Below are 17,207 nucleotides of genomic sequence, written 5' to 3'. Positions count from 1 at the left end.
ACTGCCCCCAACTCCACCGCTTCCTCAACCAAGACATCCTCCTCGGAAACACCTACGATCCTCTTAGTTTGAATCGTTTTGCTTATTGCAACGGAGATCCTGTGAATGGCATTGATCCATTGGGGCTATTTATTTTAATGATTGCCGTTGATCCAACAAAATATACAGATACAGGTGAGCCTTCAGAGCTTGAAACTCGAATTTTTGGTGGTCTTCAAGTTTTAGGAGGATTACTGGAAGCAGGGGCCGGGGGTGTTTGTATTGGAGGATCGGAGGGAGGTGGCCTTGCTCTAGGCTGTGGGGCACTTGCTTTAAATGGTCTTGACAACATTCAAGCCGGTTTTCGACAAGCTTGGACGGGTCAACCGGTTGATACTGTTACTTATCAATTTATAATTAATTTAGATACTCATACAGGCCTTGATATTTTAAGTTATGCGGCACTCATCCCAACCGCACCAACGGTTGTTATCGGTGTTATTGCTACTGGTGTAAACAGTTACCTTTACTACACTGAAGGAAAAAATACCGAAGCAATATACAATCTAATTCCTTTTAACAGACTAGTTTTTTTTAAAGCCCCTGTTGTTCAAAAGAAACTTGCAGAATTTGCAGTAGAGCTATTTGCTGATTACACTCAGGAACATAATGTGAATTTCATAAATAATGCTGTGGACTGTCTTAGATAAGGAAAAGATGTAAGATAAACTGATGGGGCTAAGTGAACGTCTGAACGGGGTGAACGGGGTCAGATCTTGACTAACGGATTTTAGAGCTCATCTTTTCACAAATCAGCCATGAAAAAAAACTAAAATGCTAAAGGTTAGATTTTATTTTCAACCATCTTTTGGCTTTAAGCAAATCCTGTGGGGTGTCAATTCCAAAGCCGGAATAAGTAATAGGTTTGACGTAAATGCGATAACCATTTTCCAAGGCACGCAGTTGTTCGAGTTTTTCGGCATTTTCTAATGGAGAAATGGGATATCGAACCAGACGTAAAAGAGCTTCCTTGCGATAGACGTATAAGCCGATGTGCTTATAGTGAGTGACGGTTTTGATTTGGTCACGATTAAATGGAATGGAATAACGCGAAAAATAAAGCGCTTGGTTTTCTTTACCAAATACGACCTTAACAACATTGGGAGTTTTTAAATCGTCGAATTTTTCGATTTTTTCGCATAAAGTGCTCATGTGAAAGCGAGGTTGTGCCATCAAAGCTTTAACTGCAGTGTCGATAGATTGGGGATTTAGAAAAGGTTCATCGCCTTGAATATTAACGACTAGATCGCATTTTATTTTTTGGGCTACTTCAGCAATGCGATCAGTGCCGCTGGGATGATTTTTTCGGGTCATTACCACTTCAGCGCCAAACTTTTTAGCTGCTGCAAAAATGCGTTTGTCGTCGGTGGCTATAATCAACTGATGAATTGTTTTCGCTTTTTTTGTCTTTTCCCAAACCCATTGAATCATCGGTTTGTCACCAAGTAATGCCAAAGCCTTGCCCGGAAATCGGCTCGATCCATAACGCGCTGGAATCACTCCCAAAACTTTCATCATTTATTTCTCCGCATTTTCTTGTTTTAAAATCCAATTAATTGTTTCGGTGAGGTCACCTGCTACAAAATCCGCACCACAAATATTTTCTCTCAAGCCATCACGACGCAAATGAACCGTCTTACATTGAGCATTCTTGCCGCATTCCACATCAATTATTTTATCACCTATCATAAAGCATTGCTTTAAATTCAAATGAAAATGGTCACGCGCTTGAAAAATCATGCCAGGGGCAGGCTTGCGCGTTAAAGAATTTTCATTATCCGGCCCATCGGGTGAAATATAAATCGCATCCAAAACAACAGGTTCAAGTTGACGCTCCATTTCTCGATTTACTGCTTCAACTTGATCGCTTGTGCAAAGTCCGCGAGCCACTCCTGATTGATTGGAAATAACAATCAAATAGTAACCATTGTCTTTCAGGCGTTTCAATTCCTGTTGCGTTTCAGGAAATAAACGCACTTGAGTCGGATCCTTTAAATAAGGAACATCCACAATCAGCGTATTATCACGATCTAAAAAAACAGCTTTATTATCCACGTTGAAACGATTCTAAAAGTTCCGAAGCGGTTAAAGTGGCAGTGCCTAATTTACCCACTACCACACCTGCCGCGTGGTTTGCCATTTCTGTGGCTTCTTGAGGCGTTGCTCCGGCAGACAATGCCAAAGTAAAAATCGCAATTGCAGTATCGCCAGCTCCCGACACATCAAAAACTTCCCGCGCTTTGGTGGCACTCGCGTAAGAAGATTTTCCCTTTTGAAATAGTTGCATGCCATGCTCCCCCAAAGTAATGAGCAACAATTGTGCTTTCCAACGCTTTAACAAAGTTTCCCCAACGCGTTGCAACTGTTTCTTATCCTCGGAAAAGAGAACGCCCGAAAAAAGAAAAGCTTCATTACGATTCGGTTTAATTGCCGTGGCGCCAAACCAGTTCAAAGGATTGTTAGGATTAGGATCAACCGTCCAAATTTTTTTATATTTTTTGCATTGTTTAGCCACTTCATCGACCAATGATTGAGTCACAAAACCTTTCCCATAATCCTCAATGATGACCGCGTCGACTTCCGGTAGTGCCTTTTTCAACAGCGTTTTAATACGAGCAAAATGTTCTTGTGATAAACCATCACACACCTCCTTATCCACACGAACCATTTGTTGTGTTTTGGCAATGATGCGCGTTTTCACGATAGTCGGGAGCGTGGAAGTATTTAAAATGTAATCCGTTTTCACTCCCTCTTTTTTCAATAATTGCAAAAGCTGTTTTCCTTCCCGATCCTTACCCACTCTTCCCATCATCAAAACGGAAACACCAAAAGGACGGAGATTGCGAGCAACATTGGCTGCGCCACCAGTAAAAAATTCCTCTCTTTGCACCTCCACAACAGGCACCGGCGCTTCCGGTGAAATACGAGAAACTTTTCCCCAGATAAATTCGTCCAACATAATATCGCCAATCACCAAAATTTTTTTGGCACGAAACGATTCTAAAAATTGTTTTATGGCTTCTTTCATAGCTCTTCCAAAATAGCAGCTGCGAACAAGGGAATCATGATTTCATGATGTCCCACGATGTAATAACCTTTACCACCCATTGAAACCGGACGCGAAACCACATTCTGGGCTGGGCGATAATGATGCTTCATATCAAAAGTAGCGGTAGTAAATTTTTCCACTTTATGCCCCAAATTTCTTGCCACCGTCAATGCTTTTAAAAAAACTTCAGGAATAATAACAGTCGAACCAAAATTAACAAATACGCCTCCCTCCAATTGAGCAACCACCGCCGCCAGCGTCTGAAAATCTCGATAGCTGACTTCTCCCAACACTGCCCCTTGAGTGGTTGGGTGCTGATGAATAATATCCGTGCCAATCGCGATATGCAAAGTTGTGGGAATTTTTCGTTCAGTTGCCGTAGCTAATAAACTCAAAGATTTGTGAGAAAATTGATAATCGCAAATAAATTGCCCCAAGGCTTTTCCAGCACCCCACCCTTTTTCGTTACCCATTTGAAAAGCTTGATTCATCAAACGTCCCGTTTCATCAATCATACCAAAACTACCATCTTCCAGCCCCTTTAAAACATCTTCCGATGTTTCACCTTGATAGGCCAACTCAAAATCGTGAATACCTCCTGCACCATTAAACATCAACGCATTCACTACATCACGCTGCATCAGATTAATGAACACTGGATTTAATCCGCATTTAATAGGATGCGCTCCCATCGCAAAAATCACAGGCCTTCCCTCACGATTCGCTTGCACAACCGCTTGAACTAAATTGCGAAAATCGTCCGCCACCAAAATATGCGGCAAAGAATCATAAAACTTCGCGAAAGAATCGCCCCGCTGAAAAACTTTAGCCAAGGACTCTTGACTCACCTTATTAGCACGACGCTGAATGGGATAAGTTTTAATCCGAGAAAAATCTAATGCTGGGAAATTCATTTTTTTCATTTTTTATTTACTATATTTTAAAGGAGCACCCGTAACATTTTCAGCTTGAGTCAAAAACAAATTAACCGTTCCCCATTTGACATCCAATCGTGCTTCCAAGGGAATATGCCTTTCATCCGCAGTAGCTATAACAATAAGTTTTCCTCGAACATCGGTGGCTGCTTGAAAAATTTCGCTACAAACCAATTCGAATGTCTTTTGTTTACCCCAATGAGGCACATTAGTTTCTCGAAAATTTTGTGCCGTAAAGGAAAGTGGACGATATTTACCATTGTAAAAAACATTAATTTGACGCGTTTGATCCTTTGTCCAATTCAAACTACGAGCGTAATAAACAGCAGAAAAAAGATCAACAGCTGATCCCTCTTTCAATTTCAACTTCTTGATATCACCAGAAATATAATTATACCAAAGACCCCATTTATTTTGAAAATCTAATTCCATATAGCGATGCAAACGCCGTGTGCCTTCTTTACGATTTTCATAAAAACTTGTAGTAACAAAAGGACTCTTTAGCGCCCGACTTTCCACACGACTCTCAATGGGATAAAAAGTCTCCACCAACCCGCGCGAACGACAAAAACCTTGGAATCGCCATTGATCCGGTTGAAAAGGTGACGCCACCTCAAAAGTTAAATCCGCTGCCACAAAAGGCCCCCAAGTCGCTTGGTAAGTTAACTTTTCGCCCACTTGAAAAGGTGCGGCATACAATTCATTAGAAATAAAAACAATCACAAGGAACCAATACTTCATAAGCTCTCCGATGATTTTAACCATTTCACAAATTTTTTGATTCCCGCTTCAATTTTCGTTTGAGGATGATAGCCAAACAAGCGTTTTGCCTTGCTAATATTCGCATAAGTCACAGGAACATCGCCAGGTTGATCGGGCAACTGATTAATTTTAGCGCGAACTCCCAACTCTTGCTCCAAGAGCTCAATCAACCGCTTTAAAGTCGTTGTTTCATTTTCACCTAAATTAATAATTTCATAAGGAGTTTGATCATAATTTACCGCAGCCACCATTCCACTGATGATATCTTCGATATAAGTATAATCACGACGCGTTGTGCCATCGCCATACTGATCAATCGGCTTTCCTTGCAATAAAGCAGAAGCAAATTTATGAATCGCCAAATCCGGCCGTTGTCGAGGTCCATAAACAGTAAAAAAACGCAGACAATTAATCTGCATTCCATAAAGACGCGAATAATTCGAACAAAGCTGCTCACAACAAAGCTTGGTCGAAGCATAAGGAGAAATGGTCGATTGCACCAAATCATCCTCGCTAAACGGCACTTTAGGATTCACTCCATAAATCGAAGAGGTCGAAGCAAAAATAAATTTTTTAATCTCTAATTCGCGACAAGCCTCTAGCAAATTCAAAGTGCCCAACACATTGGTTTCCACATATAATTGCGGATTTTGAATTGAAGGTCGCACCCCAGCTCGCGCCGCAATATGCACCACCGCATCCACAGGCTTCTCAGTAAAAGCCCGTTTCACAGCTGTCTTGTCACGAATATCGCCCTCGATTAAATGAATGTCTCGAATGATCCCTTTAATATTAGAACGTTTAATAGCTGGATCATAAAAATCATTAAAATCATCAATAATGGTAACTTCATGACCCGCTTGCAATGCCCAATCACAAAAATGTGATCCAATGAAGCCTGCTCCGCCTGTTACTAAAAAACGCATCTTATTCCCTTAGCAATAACCTCTCTCACCGGCAAGCTTAGGGTAAAAAGACAAAAGAATTTTTTTTGAAGCACTTCTTTCCTGGTGACGTCTTATCTATATCGGGTTCGACACGCGTTTTTCTTTAAGGGAGTCCCCCTCCCTCTTTCCTTGACGCGACAAAAGTCGAACCCACTTTTTTTATTCACCTTAAGCATCCATGAAATCCAGTTGCCAAATGGGAATTTCACTTGCTACGATTTTGCTATCAACTCGCGCGCGGTTAGCTTAGCGGTAGAGCGCCTGCTTCACACGCAGGAGGTCACAGGTTCGAACCCTGTATCGCGCAATCTCATTTACGAGGTAAAACCCTCGGTGCCGCGCGATGCCGCTTGCCTTTTTAGTAAAAAGGTTACATGGAAATAGTTACATGTATTAAGAATAGATAAGGAAGTCGCGGATTTTTCTTCAGGAGATAAAACGCGACTAGATTTGCCAGTAATGGAGCAAATATTTTGGGGTAGTCCTCAAATGGAAGAGCTTAAAACACAAGCACTCGTAGGTATTCGCTTAACCCTAAAACAATTGATTAATTTAGATTAAAATATTAGTAAAAGTAGTTGACAATTCAACTAGTCGAGAAGTATATTTCGCGTTAATGTCTTTTCCCAAAACCTTGTTACCACAGAAATTTTAAATATATTTAGTTATGGGACAATTTAGAACAGATTTTTTGTATAGCACTCCTAACGTTGTAACATCCGTTGGCAGTCTATTTGGTATCGCTGGTAATTATTATAGCTTTAATTCTAGTTCTACTCCCGAAGAAGCTGATATGAGAGCTCTTAAGGAAGATTGGGGAGTAGTTTCTCAAGATCTTCTTAATTCATTCATTTCTGTTTATCGAGATAAAGTAGCTCCAAAACTTAAGGACTAATTTGGCGGATAAGGAAAAACAGGATTCGTCTGAAATTCAGCAAATTGAAGAAGCTCTTCTTCAAAAGAAGCCACATGCTTTAGACGATATTCCTAAAGAAAAAGTAGATGAGATACTAAAATTAGCAATTGAGACTATAAGAACTAATGTCTCTATTCAGGAAAGCTATAGTGGGGCCATCCCGCATCCATCACACTTAAAAGCTTTTAACGAGATTGTTCCTGGTTCAGCCGATTTAATATTTCAAGAATTTAAAAAACAATCTGAACACAGAAGAGCTTTAGAATCTTACGCCATTCCTCGTCAAACTGATCAAAGCGGACGTGGTCAAATATTTGCATTTATTTTGGTGATATTATTTTTAATAGCAGGTGTTTTATTGACAATGTATGATCATGACAAGGTTGGAGGCATCCTTTTAGGATTTACTCTATTAGGTGTTACAAGTGTTTTTATAACAGGCAAAATCTTTCAAGAAAAAGAACTGGCCAGTAAAAAGCAACAGTGATAGACTTGCAATTGACTGTTCGATTTTTAAAACTGTTTTACTCTGTCACTGTTAAGCGCTTGCCTTGCACTCAAAAAGTTGGCACTACATACTGATTTAATGTTAACCGCCGATTTTGATTTTCACCTTCCGCCCGATCGGATTGCGACTCATCCTTTGGCACAACGAGATCAAGCAAAATTGCTAGTGGTAGATCGTAAGACTCAAACTTGGCAACATCATTCTGTTGCGGATCTGTTACAATGGCTTGATCCAGGCGATCTTTGGATTTTAAACGACACTAAAGTTTTTCCAGCACGATTGATCACCGCAGATCAAAAAGTGGAACTACTGCTCTTAGAAGAAACTTCACCACAGCATTGGCTTTGTCTTGCCAGCCCCGGGAAAAAAACACGCGCGGGAGCTTCACTGTTTTTTCAAAGCTCCTTACCAAATGATCCACCACTTACGGCTGAAGTTTTACGAACTTTAGAAACGGGCGAGCGGGTTGTTCGTTTTCATAGACCCTTCAATTTAGATGATTTCGGGCAAGTGCCACTTCCTCCTTACATTGAACAACAACGCCAAACTCAAAATATTATTTTTAAAGAAGACAAAGAACGTTATCAAACGGTTTATGCGCAACATATCGGTTCTGTAGCCGCTCCCACTGCGGGATTTCATTTAACTCCCAGCCTTTTAGAAAAAATCCCTCACGCCTTTGTTACCCTTCACGTGGGTTTGGGAACTTTTCGCCCAGTAAAAACAGAAAAAATTCAAGACCACGACATGCATCGAGAAAAATTCCAGGTCACTACCGAAGTGGCCAAGACCATTACCAAGGCAAAACGTCGTGTTGCAGTTGGCACAACCAGTTGCCGCGTTTTAGAAACATTAGCCCATCATCCTTCACTTCAAGGAAGTACAAATATTTTTATTTATCCTCCCTATACATTCAGCAATACGGATGCACTCCTAACCAATTTTCATCTTCCTCGCTCTACTTTATTAATGTTAGTAAGCGCTTTTTTAGAAAATAAAAAACCTGTGTCACTCCGCTATTTAAGAGGTATCGATTTTTTGAAAAAAATCTATGAAGACGCGATTCAACACAACTATCGCTTTTATAGCTATGGTGATGCGATGTTGATTCTTTAAAAGCGTGTTGGTAAAGGATTCGTGCTTTTTACAGCGGCTTCAGGTTTCCCTACAGTCGCTGTGGGAGGATGAGGAATCACCTTCCAGAAAAGTTTTTCGTAATGATTCCATTTTGCCAAAATGGTTTTCGCGCGCTTGCTATCGGTTAATTCCAAATGCTTATAGATTTGTTCTTTCACTAAACTTGCATCATCAAGATTGATGCGTTGCAAATTAACCATAGTAGAATTGTATTTATTGGAAAAAGTTTCATTTTCATCCAACACATAGGCTACTCCACCACTCATACCAGCTGCAAAATTTTTCCCGGTTTCACCTAATACAATTACCATGCCATTGGTCATATACTCACAACCATGATCGCCTACTCCTTCAATCACCGCAACAGCACCACTATTTCGCACCGCAAATCGTTCTCCCGCACGACCACAAGCAAAGAATTCTCCTCCCGTTGCGCCATACAGCACAGTATTGCCACAGATCGAATTGGCTTCCGCTTCATATTTAACTTTAGGCGAAGGCATTAAAATAATCTCTCCCCCATTCATTCCCTTGCCCACATAATCATTAGCTTCACCAACTAGAGTAATACGAACTCCCTTAGCTAAAAACGCGCCTAAACTCTGTCCCGCTGTCCCTTTCAATTTTAAGTGAACCGTGCCCTGCGGCAATCCTTCTTCGCCGTAACGATAAGCAATTTCTCCACTCAATTTCGTGCCCACACAACGCTGAATATTTTTCACCGGATATTCCAACACCACCTTACGTTTGGTTCGCAGCGCAGTCTTAGAATCCTGCAAAATCACATCATCCAAAGGCCGATCCTCTTTTTTATCGTTGCGTTCCCAAGTATGATAAAGCGGCGTGTCATTATCCACAGGCGGCATGGCTAATAAACGACTCAAATCAATTTTATCGAATTTAGGATTTCCGGTTTTGCGTTGTTGCAAGAAATCAACTCGACCAATAATTTCATTCAAAGTTCGAACCCCTAACGAAGCCAAAATTTCACGCACCTCTTGTGCGACACCATTGAAAAAATTCACCACCATATCCGGCGATCCGCGAAACTTGGTGCGCAAACGCTCATCCTGAGTCGCAATACCCACAGGACACGTGTTAAGATGACATTGACGCACATACACACAGCCCATCGCAATCAGTGCGGTCGTGCCAAAATTAAATTCTTCCGCGCCTAACATCGCAGCCATGACAATATCCATGCCATTTTTAATTCCACCATCCGTACGCAAAGTCACACGATTTCGTAGCCCATTTAAAACCAGCACCTGATGCGCTTCAGCCAATCCAATTTCCCAAGGACCACCCGCATTTTTAATCGAAGACAAAGGAGAAGCTCCCGTGCCACCTTCGTGACCACTAATTAAAACAATATCGGCATGCGCTTTAGCCACACCCGCAGCAATCGTGCCCACACCACTTTCCGCAACCAATTTCACGCAAACTTTTGCGCGCGGATTAGCTTGTTTCAAGTCGTAAATTAACTGCGCCAAATCTTCGATGCTATAAATATCATGATGCGGCGGCGGCGAAATTAACGTAATGCCAGGCACACTGCGACGCAGTTGCGAAATCAATCCATTGACTTTGTAACCCGGCAATTGCCCCCCTTCACCGGGTTTGGCGCCCTGTGCCATTTTAATTTCCAACTCTTTCGCCGATGCCAAATATTCTGCCGTTACACCAAATCGTCCCGAAGCTACTTGTTTAATCGCGCTATTAGCCGAATCTCCATTTTCGCGAATGGTAAATCGCGCAGGATCTTCGCCACCCTCACCGGAATTGGATTTTCCACCAATTCGATTCATCGCTATAGCTAGTGCCTCATGCGCTTCCGGGGATAAAGCACCTAGCGACATACCTGCAGTGGTAAAACGTTGACGAATCTCCTCTAATGGCTCGACTTCATCAATAGAAATTGGTTGCGCAGCTTTGAAAGCCAAAAGATGTTTTAAAGAAACTGGCGAATTTTCCAAAGTGGCAGCCACATATTTTTTGTAATCTTCCATTTGGTTGGCTTTATCTGCGCCTTTGAGTCCAACAAAAGTATGAAAATTTTGAATCACTGGCGCTGTGATCGCATGCATTTCGCCACCTTGTCGATTGCGATAATACCCGGCATCAAACAATTTTGGGTCGCCAACATTTTCTCCATTGTTTCCGTAACCTAACGCGTGACGGGCTAAAGATTCGTCAGCAATTTCTTCGATGTCCACACCACCAATTTGTGAAGTTGTTCCTTTAAAACATTGCTCAATCAATGCTTCAGAAACGCCAATTGCTTCAAAAATCTGTGCACCGCGATAACTACTTACAGTCGAAATTCCCATTTTCGACATAATCTTAAGCAACCCTTTATTCAAGGCTGTCGCGTAATTTTCCAAAGCTTGAGCTAAACTTAATTCACCTAAACTTCCCTTTGCATGTAGGTCACGCAAAGTGTCTAAAGCCAACCAGGGATTAATTCCCGAAGCACCATAACTGATCAAACAAGCATACTGATGCACATCACGAGCCTCGGCTGTTTCGCAAATAAAACTGCAGCGCATACGTTTGCCTGCGCGAATTAGCGCATGATGCACCGCACCCAAAGCTAGCAGCATCGGCATGGCAACCAGTTCGGAAGTCACGCCACGATCTGATAAAATAACCATGCTCGCCCCTTGATCTACCGCTTTCTCCACTTCAGAACACAAATTTTCAATGGCCTTACGTAATCCTTCTCGACCCGATGACACGGCAAAAAGACAAGATAATCGCACCGTTTTTAAAGAATCATTTTTTAAATTCAATAAAGTTTTCACCTGCTCATTGAACAGAAACGGCGTGTCTAACTTGAGCAACTGGGCATGAAGTGGCGTTTCCGATAACCAATTATGACGGCGACCCGTATAAGTCGCTAAAGACATCACATTTTTCTCGCGAATCGGATCAATCGGCGGATTGGTCACCTGAGCAAATAACTGTTTGAAATAAGTATAAAGCAAACGCGGCTTTTTCGATAACACCGCCAATGGCGTGTCATCCCCCATGCTTCCAATCGGTTCTTCTCCGTAGAGCGCCATCGGCGCCACAATCATTTTTAGCTCTTCTTCATTGTAACCAAAGCAAAGTTGTTGCTGCACTAAAGAGCTAGCTTCGAACTGATCCAGAGCATGCTCTTGATTCGCTCCCTTTAATTCGAACAAATGTTTTTTGACCCATTCTCCATAAGGTTTTTGCGAAGCGAAATGCGTTTTGATTTCTTGATCGCGTAACAATTTTCCTTTTACCAAATCAATCGCAATCATTTCGCCCGGAGCCAAACGCCCTTTTTCAATTACGTCTGCATCCCCCAAAGCGCTCGTGCCTACTTCCGAAGCCAAAACAAAAATACCATTTTTACGAATGGTATAACGTGCAGGACGCAACCCATTACGATCCAAACAAGCGCCCACTTTTAATCCATCCGAAAAAACTAACGCAGCAGGACCATCCCACGGCTCATTCAAACAAGCATGATAATGATAAAAATCGCGCACAGCTTGCGATAACTCTTTTTCATTTTCCCAGGCTGGCGGCACCAACATCATCATGCTATGCAACAAATCCCGACCCGACATAAAAAGCACCTCCGCCGCATTATCCAAACTTGCCGAATCACTTCCTCCATCCTGAATAATGGGGCGCAAATGCTTAATATCTTCACCCCAAAAATCTGCCTGTAACTCGGCCTCGCGCGCATGCATCCAATTGCGATTGCCGCGAATTGTATTGATTTCACCATTATGCGATACCACCCGAAACGGATGCGCCAACGGCCACGTGGGAAACGTGTTCGTGCTGTAACGTTGATGAAAAACTGCTACCGCCGTTTTATAATTAGCATCTTTCAAATCAGGATAAAATTGCGGTAACTGCGGCGATGCTAACAACCCCTTATAAACAATCGTGCGACTCGAAAACGAGGGAATATAAAAATCCGGGATTTGATCAGCCAACGCGCGATCCTCAATTTCATTGCGACACAAAAAAAGCAAACGCTCATACTCATCGTCCGTAATCTTCATGCCGGCCGGACGCCCTACGAGCACCTGTTCAATCTGAGGACAAGTCGACAACGCCTTATCACCCAAAACCTTTTGCTTAACAGGCACCACACGCCAGCCAAATAAAAACAAACCACGCTTTTGAAGTGTTTCCTCCACGATCTGACGACAACGCGCTTGATTGTAAGCATTTTGGCGCGGTAAAAACATCATCCCCACACCCAAATCCTGAGGTTGATACAAACGATGCCCCATCTGCTCCACCACCTTGGCAAAAAGCTCATGCGGAATCTGCGTTAAAATACCTGCGCCATCACCCGTCTTCGCATCCGCATCAATGGCACCACGATGATTCAAATTGCACACCGAAGTAATCGCAATCTTCAAAATTTCATGCGACCGCGTGCCATGAATATTCGCAACAAGCCCCACACCACACGCATCATGCTCACGATCCGGATGATACAACAAACGTCGCGTTCCAACTTTATCCCAAATAGCCTGATTTAACTTCATGTCCTACAAGAAATTGCCTTGAAAACCTACGAAAGGCAAGCAAGAGCGTGTTTTTATTTGCCAATTTGACTACTAGCCTGAACTCGTAGCCTCTTTATTCTTCATTCTCAATTCCTTAACTTTGCCCCAAACGATTTCCTTTTCAATCCCATTTTTTACGATAAAACTTAATTCATTCAGTGCCGCGTGGTGCAATTGGTAGCACATCAGATTCTGGATCTGAGTGTTCTAGGTTCGAGTCCTAGCGCGGCAGGTTTAGTTTTATCATTTACCATCTCACCATCAAAAAAATGAGCACTCATAACAAACAATGAGTCTATCAAAACGAAACTAAATAAGGCCAAAAAATCGCAATCCCAACAAGTAGTGCTATCAACGAAGCGAACAGCACTCCACAAGCCGCAACATCTTTTGCTTTACCAATTAATTCACGTTTTTCTTGGGTAACCTCATCAGCCAGAAATTCTATTGCTGTATTAAACGATTCTGCCACCCAGACCAAACCTATCGCCATAATAATGCCAACCCACTCCATGCGACTAATAGAGAAAAAAATTCCCATAATGATTACGACAACCGTCGCTAAAGCATGAATCCATGCGTTGGGCTGAGTTCGCAAAAAAGTGACTAGCCCCTGCCCGGCATACTGGAAACTTTTTAATCGCTGTTTCACTCTTCAATTTTCAACAACGTTATTCTCAACTCTATTATTTTTCTCGTTCTCTTTAGCAATACAAATCTGTGGCGCTTTATTTTTGCTAAGTCGATTGCCCAAGATTTTATTGGAATCACTGCCTGATTTGCAAACAACGCCGTAACCTTTATTGGAACAAATCTGGTTCTCGGATAATGTGTTGGCATAAGAATTATTGAGAGAAATCCCCACCCCATTGCCTTGAGAAAAATTATTTTTCAACTGATTTTCTCTGCTTTTTCCATAAAGATAAAAGCCTCCTATCCCATTAGAAATCGCTCGATTGTTTGCAATCAAATTACTCTGGCTTGATCCATTAATAAAGAATCCACTGGTGGCATTATCCTGAGCAATATTTTGTTGCAAACTATTTCCCGCCGATGATGACAAACAAAACCCGGCATTACCATTTTCCTTGGAAAGGTTATGATGTATCTTGTTGTCAGTCGCGTCTTTTAATTGAAATCCTCGAAACCCAATTTTTTGAGCTTGGCAATCGCTCAGCTCACACTTTTGCGCTTGGTCTAATAAAAAACCATGCGCTGTTTGTCCTTCGGCGTTTACATTTTTAACCACAGCTTGACTCGTTTGATGTATGAAAACTCCCAAGGTTCCTCCTTTTATACTAAGATTTTGAAGCCTGACTTTCTCTGCTGCAATTCTAATACCGCATTGAAACTCTTTAGGATTAGTCGGAAGTTGTATCCTAGTTTTCTCAACCCCTGCGCCTTCCACACTTAATTTGGGTTTATCGACGGAAACAACGACAGAAACCGCTTGATCCACCGGATTAGTATAAACCCCGGTATCAATAAAAATAGTATCACCAGGCGAAGCTTTTTGAACTGCCTGTTCAATAGTTAAAAATGGTTTATTAACTGAGCCATTCCCCTTTTCTTTATCCCCTACAGCTTTTGTAAAAACATCACCTTCTGTCGATGCATCATTAACATGCCAAGAACGTGAACAACCACTAAACAAAAGCATCAACACCCCATAACTTGCTAATTTCTTAAATCTTTTTTGAATCATAAATATCATTTATAATTTGGTTTTAGAGTTTTGTGATTTTGATCGCTTAAATAGTACGATATCCTGCGCACCCCAAAGCCAAACTGCACTATAAAATAAATTTACCGCGATTACAATCTGTGCAACAAACATAACACCATGAACACGCACTTGATAATACAACATAAATATGCCCGCCAAAACAAATAAAAAAGCTAAGAAATACTTCATAAAAATTATGCTGCCCCCAATTAAGCAAGAATTGAAAGTTAGAGAGTAATTGTTATCAAAAAGTTAATAATCCCTGATCATCATATAAAATTCGTATCTCATGAATGAGAATGTTCATTGCGAGTTCGCAATCTTTCCATTAATTTTCGGAAAATTACAAATCCCAGAACAGAAGCTACAGGAGGAATTAGAAATTTCATGTAAAATAAAATACGAAACCAAATCGGACCAGAAACTTCTCCATACATCACATATCGAATATAAGATATGAGCGAAACGCATATTCCAAATAACAAAACCCAGTAAAATAGTTTCAAAGTTTTTAATGAATATGAGATGATAAAACCAAACAGCAAAAAAAATACAGCCGTTGGAAAATAGCTTAGTATAGCTATGTAGATGTGACGAAATAAGCCCGAAAAATTTTTGCCTTCAATAAGCAAATAATAAGATCCCAATTTCAAAAAAGGAAATAATAAGGAAGCAATCAACAGGCATCCAACAAATACCAACAAATTTCTCCAAAAGCTTTCTTTCATAATCGGAATCATTGTTATGACACTTACTTCCGCCTTACTTCAAACGGTGTTGCATTCGTAAAGATTTGTGAGATTTCTTGATTTACATTTTCCGGGCCTAGGAAAGCACGTAACAGCACAGTCACGTTGCCTGCGGGTAAATCTGTGCCGACAGGTTTGACGACGAACTTACCTTTGTTACCAGCTTTCACCGCTTTGAATCCTGTAATTTTGGTGATGTCACGAAACGTAATGTCATTGGTATTAGTGCTGCTCAGAAAAGCAAACTGAATCTTTAACGGTTTCGCAATGATATCGGCTTTAGTAAAAATATTACTACCGGTTTCAAATTTGCCATTCACAGCAAATCCTTTGCCTGTCTTTAATTTGGGCGTTTGTTTCGCCGGTTTGATTTTACTAAAATTAATGAGAAATTCTTTTCGCACACTGACATTCACACTGTTGGTTTGGTTATCGTAAACTGCTGTAATAGATGTTTCACCTGGACTAAGCCCGGTTACAATCCCCGCATTATCAACCGTAGCAATGTTAGGCGCTTCTGAGCTCCATGTTACAGAAAAAGTAAGATTACTCGAAGCATTAGTTCCATAACCGGTCACCATTAAGGACAGTTTTTGCCCAATTAAAACCATTTCATTAGAAGGAGTAATAACTATGTTAGTAATAACTAATGGCGGAACAGGAGGACCAACCGAAACTTGAAAAGTATCATCACCAAATAAACCTCCTTCATCCATAGCTCGAACTGTAATATTAAAAATAGCCAATTTTTCTGGTTGATAACTTAAAGTTAAAGTATCAGCCACATTATCGATTGCGATACCACTAAAGAGCTGTGGATCACCCAACACCAAGTTCGTTGCTATCACCGAATATACGAGGTCGCTATCTGCTGTTTCTGCATCTTGAAAAGCGGGATGTAAATTAATAATAGTTGGGGACGGATTTTTGCCTAGTGTTACATTGGCAACGCCTTGGCCTTCAATAGTCGGAGGAGTATTAACCACTGCCGCATTTGTGAAATTATCTGTGACAACTAAATCATCAATACTCACTTTACCAGTCAAACTACCACCCTGTCTTAAAATGAAACCGCTAATCGCATTAAACAAACTAACATTCTCCGTGGCGACAGAAGGATCAGCCATGCTAGCAGGATTAATCCAAAGCGTGACATTATCATTCGCACCATTCTCAATCATACGCACTACCACTCGAAAATCAGTATTAATAGGCAAATCCATAGGCCACTCCACAACTGGAATAGAGCCATTCGTTGCAATGCCCATACGAAAAGTGTCTGGAGGTGAACCATTAGGGCGAGAGTAAAAGATACGACCATTAAAAAAACTGCTGGATCGAAATGATCCAATATAATCGCCTGTTCCAGCATTCGGAACAACTGCAGCATTAACGGTAAAACCCACAAAAAGACTTCCCCCACCACCCCAAGCAAATAACGATTGAACATCTTGATTGTCACCTCCATTAAATATAACCCTCCCTCCAATCACTTTCATCTGATCCAAACTGCCTGAATTATTTGTCCAGACAGAACCTATTAACGGTAGTTTACCATTCAAACTCCCATCTACAGGAAAAGAGTCCTGCAAAAAGATGGTGCCATAACTGACCTGAAAAAGATTAATGAAACACAGAAGTAAAAGTGTTTTTTTCATAAAATAAATTTTCTGTTTAATATTATTCCGATTAAGACTTTTTGCGTTTATCAAACCTTAAAAAATTTTCACTGAGATAAGCCGAAACTGAATAAAATATAATAAAAAGAAACAATTCCAAACCCTCTTTTTGCCATCGATAATTTACTGCTAACCAATCACTTAATAACAACGCTAATAAGAAAGCGCCAATGGCATAGTAAATAATAAAAAAAT

General features: G+C 41.0%; 14 protein-coding genes and 2 tRNA genes. 6 read left to right on the top strand and 10 right to left on the bottom strand.

What is annotated here, in order from left to right:
• The coding region (locus K1X66_07890; GenBank protein ID MBX7158289.1) for a hypothetical protein at positions 1-689 on the top strand (689 nt) is incomplete at its 5' end.
• 127 nt (positions 690-816) lie between these two features.
• Here K1X66_07890 and kdsB read toward each other — a convergent pair.
• The 6 genes from kdsB to K1X66_07860 are packed head-to-tail and all read right to left on the bottom strand — an operon-like array spanning position 817 to position 5,711.
• Complete coding sequence (gene kdsB, locus K1X66_07885; protein ID MBX7158288.1) at positions 817-1,554, bottom strand: 3-deoxy-manno-octulosonate cytidylyltransferase; 738 nt, start codon at positions 1,552-1,554, stop codon at positions 817-819.
• Positions 1,555-1,557: 3 nt separating this feature from the next.
• Complete coding sequence (locus K1X66_07880) at positions 1,558-2,094, bottom strand: HAD family hydrolase (GenBank protein ID MBX7158287.1); 537 nt, start codon at positions 2,092-2,094, stop codon at positions 1,558-1,560.
• On the bottom strand, positions 2,087-3,067 hold the full coding sequence (rfaE1, locus tag K1X66_07875; protein MBX7158286.1) for a D-glycero-beta-D-manno-heptose-7-phosphate kinase: 981 nt from the start codon (positions 3,065-3,067) through the stop codon (positions 2,087-2,089). Before rfaE1 ends, K1X66_07880 begins: the two co-directional genes overlap by 8 nt.
• Positions 3,064-4,002: a hypothetical protein gene (locus K1X66_07870; protein ID MBX7158285.1), complete on the bottom strand. Its 939-nt coding sequence runs from the start codon at positions 4,000-4,002 to the stop codon at positions 3,064-3,066. Before K1X66_07870 ends, rfaE1 begins: the two co-directional genes overlap by 4 nt.
• A gap of 12 nt (positions 4,003-4,014) precedes the next feature.
• Entirely contained in the window at positions 4,015-4,764 is a 750-nt protein-coding gene (locus tag K1X66_07865) for a DUF3108 domain-containing protein (GenBank protein ID MBX7158284.1), read from the bottom strand.
• Entirely contained in the window at positions 4,761-5,711 is a 951-nt protein-coding gene (locus K1X66_07860; protein MBX7158283.1) for a GDP-mannose 4,6-dehydratase, read from the bottom strand. The genes K1X66_07865 and K1X66_07860 overlap by 4 nt, the downstream gene beginning before the upstream one ends.
• 256 nt (positions 5,712-5,967) lie before the next feature.
• On the opposite strand from K1X66_07860, the gene K1X66_07855 reads away from it, so the two are divergent.
• From K1X66_07855 to queA, 4 genes are all read left to right on the top strand, one after another.
• Positions 5,968-6,039: transfer RNA gene (locus K1X66_07855), tRNA-Val, on the top strand.
• Positions 6,040-6,399: 360 nt separating this feature from the next.
• Positions 6,400-6,627 carry a hypothetical protein gene (locus K1X66_07850; protein ID MBX7158282.1) on the top strand — a complete coding sequence of 76 codons (228 nt, stop codon included), beginning with the start codon at positions 6,400-6,402 and terminating at the stop codon, positions 6,625-6,627.
• Position 6,628: 1 nt separating this feature from the next.
• Entirely contained in the window at positions 6,629-7,135 is a 507-nt protein-coding gene (locus K1X66_07845) for a DUF2335 domain-containing protein (protein ID MBX7158281.1), read from the top strand.
• Between the two features lie 99 nt (positions 7,136-7,234).
• Positions 7,235-8,272, top strand: a complete 1,038-nt coding sequence (gene queA / locus K1X66_07840) for a tRNA preQ1(34) S-adenosylmethionine ribosyltransferase-isomerase QueA (protein ID MBX7158280.1) — start codon at positions 7,235-7,237, stop codon at positions 8,270-8,272.
• On the opposite strand, the gene gltB is transcribed toward queA, so the two are convergent.
• Positions 8,269-12,837, bottom strand: a complete 4,569-nt coding sequence (gene gltB, locus K1X66_07835; GenBank protein ID MBX7158279.1) for a glutamate synthase large subunit — start codon at positions 12,835-12,837, stop codon at positions 8,269-8,271. The two genes, queA and gltB, sit on opposite strands and share 4 nt — an antisense overlap.
• Before the next feature lie 180 nt (positions 12,838-13,017).
• Between gltB and K1X66_07830 the strand changes: the two genes are divergently transcribed.
• A tRNA-Gln gene (locus K1X66_07830) sits at positions 13,018-13,090 on the top strand.
• A 66-nt stretch (positions 13,091-13,156) separates the two neighbouring features.
• On the opposite strand, the gene K1X66_07825 is transcribed toward K1X66_07830, so the two are convergent.
• From K1X66_07825 to K1X66_07815, 3 genes are all read right to left on the bottom strand, one after another.
• Entirely contained in the window at positions 13,157-13,510 is a 354-nt protein-coding gene (locus tag K1X66_07825; protein ID MBX7158278.1) for a diacylglycerol kinase family protein, read from the bottom strand.
• Between the two features lie 3 nt (positions 13,511-13,513).
• On the bottom strand, positions 13,514-14,563 hold the full coding sequence (locus tag K1X66_07820) for a right-handed parallel beta-helix repeat-containing protein (protein ID MBX7158277.1): 1,050 nt from the start codon (positions 14,561-14,563) through the stop codon (positions 13,514-13,516).
• 772 nt (positions 14,564-15,335) lie between these two features.
• Complete coding sequence (locus K1X66_07815; GenBank protein MBX7158276.1) at positions 15,336-16,991, bottom strand: Ig-like domain-containing protein; 1,656 nt, start codon at positions 16,989-16,991, stop codon at positions 15,336-15,338.
• Positions 16,992-17,207: the final 216 nt, after the last annotated feature.

The organism is Verrucomicrobiia bacterium (assembly GCA_019694135.1).
Classification (GTDB): Bacteria; Verrucomicrobiota; Verrucomicrobiia; order JADLBR01; family JAIBCM01; genus JAIBCM01.
The sequence above is the reverse complement of the archived record's forward strand: the minus strand, read 5'-3'. Positions and strand labels throughout refer to the sequence as shown.